General features: G+C 70.1%; 7 protein-coding genes. 4 read left to right on the top strand and 3 right to left on the bottom strand.

Going from position 1 to position 9,216, the window contains the following annotated elements:
• Window positions 1-180: 180 nt before the first annotated feature.
• Window positions 181-1,260 carry a DUF2637 domain-containing protein gene (locus ACWCP8_RS12155; RefSeq protein WP_451115734.1) on the top strand — a complete coding sequence of 360 codons (1,080 nt, stop codon included), beginning with the start codon at window positions 181-183 and terminating at the stop codon, window positions 1,258-1,260.
• A gap of 99 nt (window positions 1,261-1,359) precedes the next feature.
• Here ACWCP8_RS12155 and ACWCP8_RS12160 read toward each other — a convergent pair whose 3' ends face one another.
• Complete coding sequence (locus tag ACWCP8_RS12160; protein WP_451115736.1) at window positions 1,360-1,734, bottom strand: ATP-binding protein; 375 nt, start codon at window positions 1,732-1,734, stop codon at window positions 1,360-1,362.
• A gap of 262 nt (window positions 1,735-1,996) precedes the next feature.
• On the opposite strand from ACWCP8_RS12160, the gene ACWCP8_RS12165 reads away from it, so the two are divergent.
• The 3 genes from ACWCP8_RS12165 to ACWCP8_RS12175 all read left to right on the top strand — a co-directional run bounded on the left by ACWCP8_RS12165 (window position 1,997) and on the right by ACWCP8_RS12175 (window position 6,149).
• On the top strand, window positions 1,997-2,389 hold the full coding sequence (locus tag ACWCP8_RS12165) for a ribonuclease domain-containing protein (protein ID WP_352264946.1): 393 nt from the start codon (window positions 1,997-1,999) through the stop codon (window positions 2,387-2,389).
• 103 nt (window positions 2,390-2,492) lie between these two features.
• Window positions 2,493-2,882, top strand: a complete 390-nt coding sequence (locus ACWCP8_RS12170) for a barstar family protein (protein WP_352264944.1) — start codon at window positions 2,493-2,495, stop codon at window positions 2,880-2,882.
• Between the two features lie 153 nt (window positions 2,883-3,035).
• Entirely contained in the window at window positions 3,036-6,149 is a 3,114-nt protein-coding gene (locus tag ACWCP8_RS12175) for an alpha-mannosidase (RefSeq protein ID WP_451115739.1), read from the top strand.
• Between the two features lie 24 nt (window positions 6,150-6,173).
• Here the strand turns inward: ACWCP8_RS12175 and ACWCP8_RS12180 are convergent, their stop codons facing one another.
• Both ACWCP8_RS12180 and ACWCP8_RS12185 read right to left on the bottom strand, forming a co-directional pair.
• Entirely contained in the window at window positions 6,174-7,916 is a 1,743-nt protein-coding gene (locus ACWCP8_RS12180) for a pyruvate dehydrogenase (RefSeq protein ID WP_352264941.1), read from the bottom strand.
• 62 nt (window positions 7,917-7,978) lie between these two features.
• The coding region (locus ACWCP8_RS12185; protein WP_451115741.1) for a protein phosphatase 2C domain-containing protein at window positions 7,979-9,216 on the bottom strand (1,238 nt) is incomplete at its 5' end.

Raw genomic sequence — 9,216 nt, forward strand, 5'->3', positions numbered from 1 at the left:
CGCGCGGCTGGCGAAATTCGAACACAACTCGACTGCCACAGACGGTCGTTCGATGAGTTTCGGCCCATCCGTACGCCCCGCCACCCCAATGGCATTCTCTTGTCCCGAAACCCCCTGAGCCCGAAGGGATTTCCGCCACCATGGCGCCCGAAACCCCTAACGCGATGCAAGGGACCGCGCATGAGACTGACCGACATATCGCTGAACTGGCTACTTCCGGGCGCAGTCCTGCTCGTGGGGGTCATGGCGGCGGTGGCGATGGTCGCGCGCGGCAAGCGCGCCGCTGACAAATCCGCGGCCGACGACAGCTGGGAACGCAGCGAGGACCGGCGCAGGCGCAAGGAGGCGCTCTACGCCACCGCCTCGTACGTGCTGCTGTTCTGCTGCGCGGCAGTCGCCGCCGCGCTCTCCTTCCATGGACTGGTCGGCTTCGGCCGGCAGAACCTCAGCCTCTCCGGGGGCTGGGAGTACCTCGTCCCGTTCGGCCTCGACGGGGCGGCGATGTTCTGCTCCGTGCTCGCCGTGCGCGAGGCCAGCCACGGTGACGCGGCGCTCGGCTCGCGACTGCTGGTGTGGACGTTCGCGGGTGCGGCCGCCTGGTTCAACTGGGTGCACGCACCGCGCGGTATGGACCACGCGGGCGCCCCGCACTTCTTCGCGGGGATGTCGCTGTCCGCGGCGGTGCTCTTCGACCGGGCACTGAAGCAGACCCGCCGGGCCGCGCTGCGCGAACAGGGTCTGGTGCCCCGTCCGCTGCCGCAGATCCGCATCGTACGGTGGCTGCGCGCACCCCGGGAGACCTTCGGCGCCTGGTCGTTGATGCTGCTGGAGGGCGTACGCACGCTGGACGAGGCGGTCGACGAGGTACGCGAGGACCGGCGGGAGAAGGAGCAGAACCGTCTCCGCAGGAGGGACCAGGAGAAGCTGGACCGGGCCCACATCAAGGCCCTGAACCGGCAGAACCGAGCCTGGGGCCGGGCCGGCCGGGGCGGTGCCCAGGTCGACGTACCCGCCATCGCCCCGGCGGCGGGCTCCGCACAGTCCGTCGTGGAACCCGCCATACCGGAGCCGGGACAGCTGCCTCTGCGACCCAGACCATCCCTGCAAGCCGTGAACGGCACGAGCTCGAAGGGCTCCCCGGACCGGAGCACAGGTGATCCGAGGACCGTCGACCTCACTGCCGAGGACGACATCCAGGCCCTGCCCCGGCTCGACTCGCTGGAGCGGAAACTCAAGGACCTGGAGCAGCAGTTCGGCTGATCGAGACCCTGCTCCGCGGTACCCGGACGGTCAACGTCCGTGCAGGTCAAGGCGGAAGGCCCCATCCTGGCATCCGGCTCGTCCGGACTCCCAGGCCCCTCAGGGCCTTCCGCCGTCCAGTTCGAACCACACCACCTTGCCCAACGCGTGCGCCTTCACGCCCCACGCGTCCGCAAGGCTCTGCAGCAGGATCAGCCCCCTGCCGTGCGTACCGTCGTCGGCGTTCGGTACGCACGACATGGGCAGTCCGGATACGAAATCCCGCACCTCGACCCGCAGGGTCGCCGGCGCCACGGTCACCGTGACGACCGCGCCGTGCCGCGTATGGACCAGAGCGTTCGTCACCAGTTCACTCAGCAGGAGCTCCGCCACTTCGGCCGACTCCTCGCGCCATCGGTATCGTAGGAATTCCCGCAGCGCACAGCGCACTTCGGAGATGTCCGCCAGATCGGTATGAGCCAGTCTGCGGTGCATTCGAATCAGCTGCTGACGCTCCATCGTTTCCCCCGCGTGCACAGTGAATCACCCCCTTCTCGTCGAACACCTTCCCGGGATGCATGCCCCGCACGCGAGCTGTCACGCTCGTCGACTCATCAATAAGCACATATGGGGACGGGGCAGCCTTCACGACCTCGGAAACACGGCCGACACATTCCCGTCGCTCCGGTTAACTTCCAAAAAATTCACACGAGTTGGCGTTGACGAGGACATGTCTACGCGCGTCATCATGGTGGACATGCGAATCCCCCCACGGATCACAACGCTCGGCGGTGTCGCCGCCCTCCTGTCCGTCCTCTTCGTCGGCGGCCCGATCACGGCGTCCGCCACTGCCGCCGCCACATCGGTCGGCAGCATCTGCTACTCGGACCTGCCGTCCCAGGCACACGACACCCTCGATCTCATCGAGGCGGGCGGCCCCTTCCCCTACTCGCAGGACGGCATCGTCTTCCAGAACCGGGAAGGCGTGCTGCCCAGCCGGAGCACCGGCTACTACCACGAGTACACGGTGATCACTCCGGGCTCGCCGACACGCGGCGCGCGACGCATCGTCACGGGTGAGCAGAGCCAGGAGGACTACTACACCGCCGACCACTACGTCACGTTCGACCTCGTCGACCACGGCTGCTGAGGCTCCACCGGCAGCACCCTCCGGACCGGTCCGCGCCGTAGCCCCCCACCTGCGGCGCGGATCACCGGACCGACGAGACGGCGGTGCCTTGTACGCTGCGCCCATGACCGTGACCTATGTGATCGACGGCTCCGAAGTCACCGGACTGGAACGGTTCTGGCAGGTGATCGGCGAGGCGGTGAACGGTCCCGGTGGCTACTTCGGCCGCAACCTCGACGCCTTCGCGGACTGTCTGAGCGGCGGCATGGGGACACCGGACGACGGCGACTTCGTCATCGAATGGCGCGACCACGAAAGGTCCGCACGCGCCCTGGGCCACGAGGAGACCGCACGTCACGTGCGCCAACTGCTCGGCCGGGCACACCCCACCAACCGGCCGGCTCTCCAGCGGAATCTGGGCGAGGCACTGGCCGGCCACGGTCCGACGCTCTTCGACCAGCTGGTGGAGATCATCGAGGAGCGGACCGCGCCCGGCACACTGCGACTGCGCTGACCGTCGCCGCGCCTGCGGCCACGCCCGAGTGCCACGCCTCCGGTGCCCACCGGGGCACATCGTCCGTCACGGACCCGCGCCAGGGGTGCCCCGCGCATCGCCGGGGAAGTGGTGCCATGAGCACCCCGCAGCTGCCGATCCCGAGGAGCCGTGATGCACGACGACCGCACGCTGGTGGAGGGCCGCCTGGAACGGGCCCTCCACCAATTCATCCGCCCCGCCCAGTACGCGGACCGGTCCCCGCTCAGCCTCTCGGTGTGGCATGCCCCGGGCGAGCCGGTGCCGGTGGCGGAGGCCATGAAGGGAACGTACGAGCCCTTCGCGACCGGAACCGAGTGGGGCAGGCCCTGGTCGACCAGCTGGTTCCGGCTGGAGGGCACGGTGCCCGAGGCGTGGGCGGGGCGTCATGTCGAGGTGGTGGTGGATCCTGGTTTCTCCGGTCAGGGGCCCGGCTTCCAGGCCGAGGGGATGCTGTACGACGACGGGGGTGTACCGCTCAAGGGCATCCATCCGCACAATCGCCATCTGACCGTCTCGGCCTCGGTGTCGGGCGGTGAGCCGGTCTCCCTGCTGCTGGAGGCGGCGGCCAACCCGGCCGTCCTTGAGCACGGCTTCGAGCCGACCCCGCTCGGTGACGTCCTGACGGCGGGCGACCGGCCGCTCTACAGGTTCACCTCCGCGGACCTTGCCGTGCTGGACGAGGAGGTCTGGCATCTCGTCCTGGACATCGAGGTGCTGTCCGAGCTGATGCACGAGCTGCCCGCCGACCGGTCGCGGCGCCACGAGATCCTGCGGGCGCTGGAACGGATGCTCGATGCCCTGGACCTGCACGATGTGGCAGGCACGGCGGCCGCGGGCCGCGCCGAGCTGGCCGGGGCCCTGTCCCGCCCGGCGTCGGCGAGTGCGCACCGGATCTCGGCGGCCGGCCATGCGCACATCGACTCCGCGTGGCTGTGGCCGCTGCGGGAAACGGTACGGAAGGCCTCGCGTACGTTCGCCAACGTCACCGCGCTCGCCCAGGACTATCCGGAGCTGGTCTTCGCGTGTTCGCAGGCCCAGCAGTACGCCTGGGTGCGTGATCACCAGCCGCACATCTGGGAGCGGATCAAGCGGGCGGTGGCGGACGGGCAGTGGGCGCCGGTCGGCTCGATGTGGGTGGAGTCCGATGCCAATATGCCGGGCGGCGAGGCGCTGGCGCGGCAGATCGTGCACGGGAAGCGGTTCTTCGAGCAGGAGTTGGGGGTGGAGACGCAGGAGATCTGGTTGCCGGACTCCTTCGGCTACACGGCGGCCTTCCCACAGCTGGCACGACTGGCGGGGGTGAAGTGGTTCCTGACGCAGAAGCTGTCCTGGAACCAGACCAACAAGATGCCGCATCACACCTTCTGGTGGGAGGGCATCGACGGGACCCGTGTCTTCACCCACTTCCCGCCCGTCGACACGTACAACGCGAACTTTCACGCAAGTCAACTCGCGCATGCGGAGAAGAACTTCGCGGACAAGGGGCGGGCGACCCGGTCCCTGGTGCCGTTCGGCTGGGGTGACGGCGGGGGCGGTCCGACCCGGGAGATGCTGGAGAAGGCGCGCAGGCTGCGGGATCTGGAGGGTTCACCGCGGGTCGAGATCGAGAAGCCGTCGGCGTTCTTCGCGGCGGCCGAGGCGGAGTACGCGGAGCAGGCACCGGTCTGGTCCGGCGAGCTGTACCTGGAGCTGCACCGGGCGACATACACCACCCAGGCCAAGACCAAGCAGGGCAACCGGCGCAGTGAACACCTGCTGCGTGAGGCCGAGTTGTGGGCGACCGCGGCGGCCCTGCGGTCGCCCGGATACGCGTATCCGTACGAGACGCTGGACCGGGTGTGGAAGACGGTCCTACTGCATCAGTTCCATGACATCCTGCCGGGCTCGTCGATCGCGTGGGTGCATCGCGAGGCCCGCGACACGTACGAACAGGTGCGGGCCGAGCTGGCGGACCTGGTGGCCGACGCGGTGACGGAACTGGGCGCGGCGGATGGACTAGTTGCGCTCAATTCCTCGCCGTACGAGCGAAGTCAGGTGATCGAGCTGGACGCGGAAGCAAGCGCGGTGCTGCCGTCCGGTGCACAGGTGCAGCCGCTGGACGAGTGGCGTACGGCGGTGTTCGCCCGGTCGCCCGGGCTGGGCGCGGGGCTGCTCGACGGATCGGCGGTGCCGGAGCGGGAAGCGATGGCGAGCCGCACGGCGGACGACGGGTTCGTTCTCGACAACGGGCTGCTGCGGGTCACCGTCGACCGCGACGGGCTGATCGCGGCCGTCCGCGATCTCGACGGGCACCGCGAGGTCATCGCCCCCGGCCACCGGGCCAACCTCCTTCAGCTGCACCCGGATCACCCCAACCACTGGGACGCCTGGGACATCGACCGGCACTACCGCCGCTCCCGCACCGATCTGACCGATGCCGACTCGGTCGAGCTGATCGAGGAAGGGCCGCTGCGGACGGCGGTGCGCGTGGTGCGGACGTTCGGGAAGTCCCGGATCGTGCAGGAGATCCGGCTGGCCGCGGGCAGTCGGCAGATCGACATCGACACCGAGGTGGACTGGCAGGAGTCGGAGAAGGTCCTCAAGGCGGCCTTTCCGCTCGATGTGCATGCCGAACGGTCCACGTCCGAGATCCAGTTCGGCCACGTCCACCGGGCCACGCACGACAACACCGGCTGGGACGCCGCCCGTTTCGAGATCTGTGCGCACCGCTGGCTGCGGGTCGCCGAGCCGGGGTACGGGATCGCAGTGCTCAACGACTCGACGTACGGGCACGATGTGACCCGGACCCCGCACGAGTCGGGTCTCGCCACGACCGTACGGCTGACGCTGCTGCGCGCCCCGCACAGCCCGGACCCGGAGACCGACCTCGGCACGCACCGGTTCCGGTACGCGCTGGCGCCCGGGGCGGAGGTCACGGACGCGGTCCGCGCGGGGCTCGCGCTCAATCTGCCGCTGCGGGCAGCGGTGGCCCCGGTGGTGCCGTCGCTGGTCACCACCGGGCATCCGGCGGTGACCGTGGAGTCCGTGAAGCTGGCCGAGGACCGCAGCGGCGATGTGATCGTGCGGCTGTACGAGTCGGCGGGCGGCCGGGCCGCGGCGACGCTCCGGGTCGGCTTCCCCGTCGTACGGGCGCAGATCACCGACCTGCTGGAGCGGCCCCTGCACGAGGCGACGGCCGATGAGCACGGTCTCGTAGTGGAGCTGCGGCCGTTCCAGATCCTGACGGTACGGCTGGCTCCGGCCTGAGCGGCCGCCCCGCCCCGCACCGGCTCAGGGGCGGGGCACGTTCCGCAGGTTGGAGCGGGCCATCTGAAGCATCCGGCCCACGCCTCCGTCCAGCACGATCTTGCTGGCGGAGAGCGCGAACCCGGTCACCATCTCCGCGCTGATCCTCGGCGGGATGGAGAGCGCGTTGGGATCGGTGACGACGTCGATCAGGGCCGGGCCCTTCTGCTTGAAGGCGTCCTTGAGGGCGCCTTCGAGCTGTTTGGGCTTCTCGACCCGTACGCCGTACGCCCCGGCGGCCCGCGCGATCGCGGCGAAGTCCGGGTTCTTGTTGGTCGTACCGAACGACGGCAGACCGGCGACCAGCATCTCCAGCTCCACCATGGAGAGCGAGGAGTTGTTGAACAGGACCACCTTCACCGGCAGGTCGTACTGGACGAGGGTCAGGAAGTCGCCCATCAGCATGGTGAATCCGCCGTCGCCGGACATCGACACGACCTGCCGGTTCCGGTCGACGAACTGGGCGCCGATGGCCTGCGGCAGCGCGTTGGCCATCGAGCCGTGGCTGAACGAACCGATCACCCGGCGCTTGCCGTTGGGCGACAGATAGCGGGCCGCCCAGACATTGCACATTCCGGTGTCGACGGTGAACACGGCATCGTCGTCGGCGAGTTCGTCCAGCACCGAGGCGACGTACTCCGGATGGATCGGAATGTGCTTCTCGACCTTGCGGGTGTACGCCTTGACCACGCCCTCCAGCGCTTCGGCGTGCTTCTTCAGCATCCGGTCGAGGAACTTCCGGTCGGTCTTGGCCTTCACCCGCGGCGTCAGACAGCGCAGCGTCTCGCGGACATCGCCCCACACCGCCAGATCCAGCTTGGAGCGGCGGCCCAGGTTCTCGGGGCGCACATCGACCTGGACGATCTTCACATCGGTGGGCAGGAAGGCGTTGTACGGGAAGTCGGTGCCGAGCAGGACCAGCAGATCGCACTCATGGGTCGCCTCGTACGCGGCGCCGTAGCCGAGCAGTCCGCTCATGCCGACGTCGTACGGGTTGTCGTACTGGATCCACTCCTTGCCCCGCAACGCGTGCCCGACCGGGGCCTTCACACGTTCGGCGAACTCCATGACCTCGGCGTGGGCGCCCGCGGTGCCGCTGCCGCAGAACAGGGTCACCCGCTTCGCCTCGTCGACCATCCGGCAGAGCTTCTCGATCTCCTCGTCGCCGGGCCGCACCGTCGGCCGTGAGGTGACCAGGGCATGCTCGATCGACTTCTCCGGCGCCGGCTGGGAGGCGATGTCACCCGGCATCGAGACGACGCTGACGCCTCCGCGGCCGATCGCATGCTGAATCGCCGTCTGGAGCAGCCGTGGCATCTGCTGCGGGTTGGAGATCATCTCGTTGTAGTGGCTGCACTCCTGGAAGAGCAGATCCGGATGGGTCTCCTGGAAGTAGCCGAGACCGATCTCGCTCGAAGGGATGTGCGAGGCGAGGGCGAGGACGGGAGCCATGGAGCGGTGGGCGTCGTAGAGGCCGTTGATGAGGTGCAGATTGCCGGGGCCGCAGGAGCCCGCGCAGGCCGCCAGGGTGCCGGTGATCTGGGCCTCGGCACCGGCGGCGAACGCGGCGGTCTCCTCGTGCCTGACCTGGATCCACTCGATGGCGGAGTTGCGGCGGATGGCGTCGACGACCGGGTTGAGGCTGTCGCCGACGACGCCGTAGAGCCTTTTGACGCCCGCCCGGACGAGAATATCGACGAACTGCTCCGACACGTTCTGCTTGGCCATGGGTGCGTATCCTCTCCGCGCCGGCAGCGCGCTAGGAGTCCATCAACCCATGGCCCGCACGGTTACGCCTCCCAGACGCCGACACTCGTGCGGTCGTCGGCGTACCCCTTCACCCTGAGCTGGGTGTCCGCGAGGAAGGCCGCCAGGCCGGGCGGTTCCTGGGGCGTCCAGCGTTCGGCGAGCTCGTCGGCGAGGGCGGGCTCGCCGCGCAACGGCTCGGCCAGCCCGGTGCTGCAGAGCAGCAGCGTGTCCCCCGGTCGGGCCACCGAGGCCCGGAACCGGAAGGGCTCCGCGGGCGGCGGGGGCGGGCTCTCGATGTACGGGGACGGGGGCGTCGTGATCCCCAGGTCCATGGTCAGCCGGTCGCCGTGGGGGCCGCTCTCGGGGGACGCGGATCCGAAACCGACGACGGGCTCCCCGGTGACGGCCCCGGGCGCCGGAACGTCCGGTTCGAGGTCCCGCCAGACGCCGTCGCGCAGCCGGAAGAGCCCGCCGCCGCCCACTCCGAAGAAGACCCGGGTGCGGCAGTCGGGGTCGGCCGACAGCAAGAGGCAGCGCAGGCCCGCGGTGTACTCGTGCGGTTCGAGCCCCAACTCGGCGGCGCGGGCGCGGAGCCTGCCGTAGCTGCGGTCGATGAGGCGGTGCAGCCCGGACTTGAGGTCGCCCCGGCGGCCTGCCCTTATGTCCTCGGCGAGCCGGGCGTGGCTGCGGCCGACAGCTCCGCCGATCCAGCGGCAGGCGTCGGCGGCCGCGAGATGGGCGCCCTCGGCGGCGCGGGCGCCGCTGGCGACGGCGACGAGTACGAGGGCGTTCTCGGCGGCGCCGAAGCGCACAGTGAGCAGGGCGTCGCGCCGGGGCTCGCCGCGGAACCGCGCGGAGTCCCCGCGCACCGAGGCGGCCCGCAGGGTGTACGTGCCGTACCTGGCCCCGTCGAGCACGGTGTCGGCGACGAGCCCGTCGAGTTCCTGGGGTGTGGTGGCGGGCAGGGCGGTGGGCTCGGCGTCGTAGGTGGGCGGCCGGTCCCCTACATACAGGAGTCCGGGGCGGGATGCGCGTCCGGGAGCCACCGGGTCCGGGCCGGCCGGGGTGACCCCGGAGCCGGAACCGGTCGCCCCTGCGGTTGCAGACTCCTCCGGGGCCTCGGCCCGCTCTGCGACCGGCCGCCTCGGCAGAGGCGGCACATGCTCGGGCGGGGCCGGGGCCGGAGGCGGAGCCGGGGCCGGGGCCGAAGGCGGAGCCGGGGCCGGGGCCGAAGGCGGAGCCGGGGCCGGGGCCGAAGGCGGAGCCGGGGCCGGGGCCG

The organism is Streptomyces sp. NPDC002206, assembly GCF_053593595.1.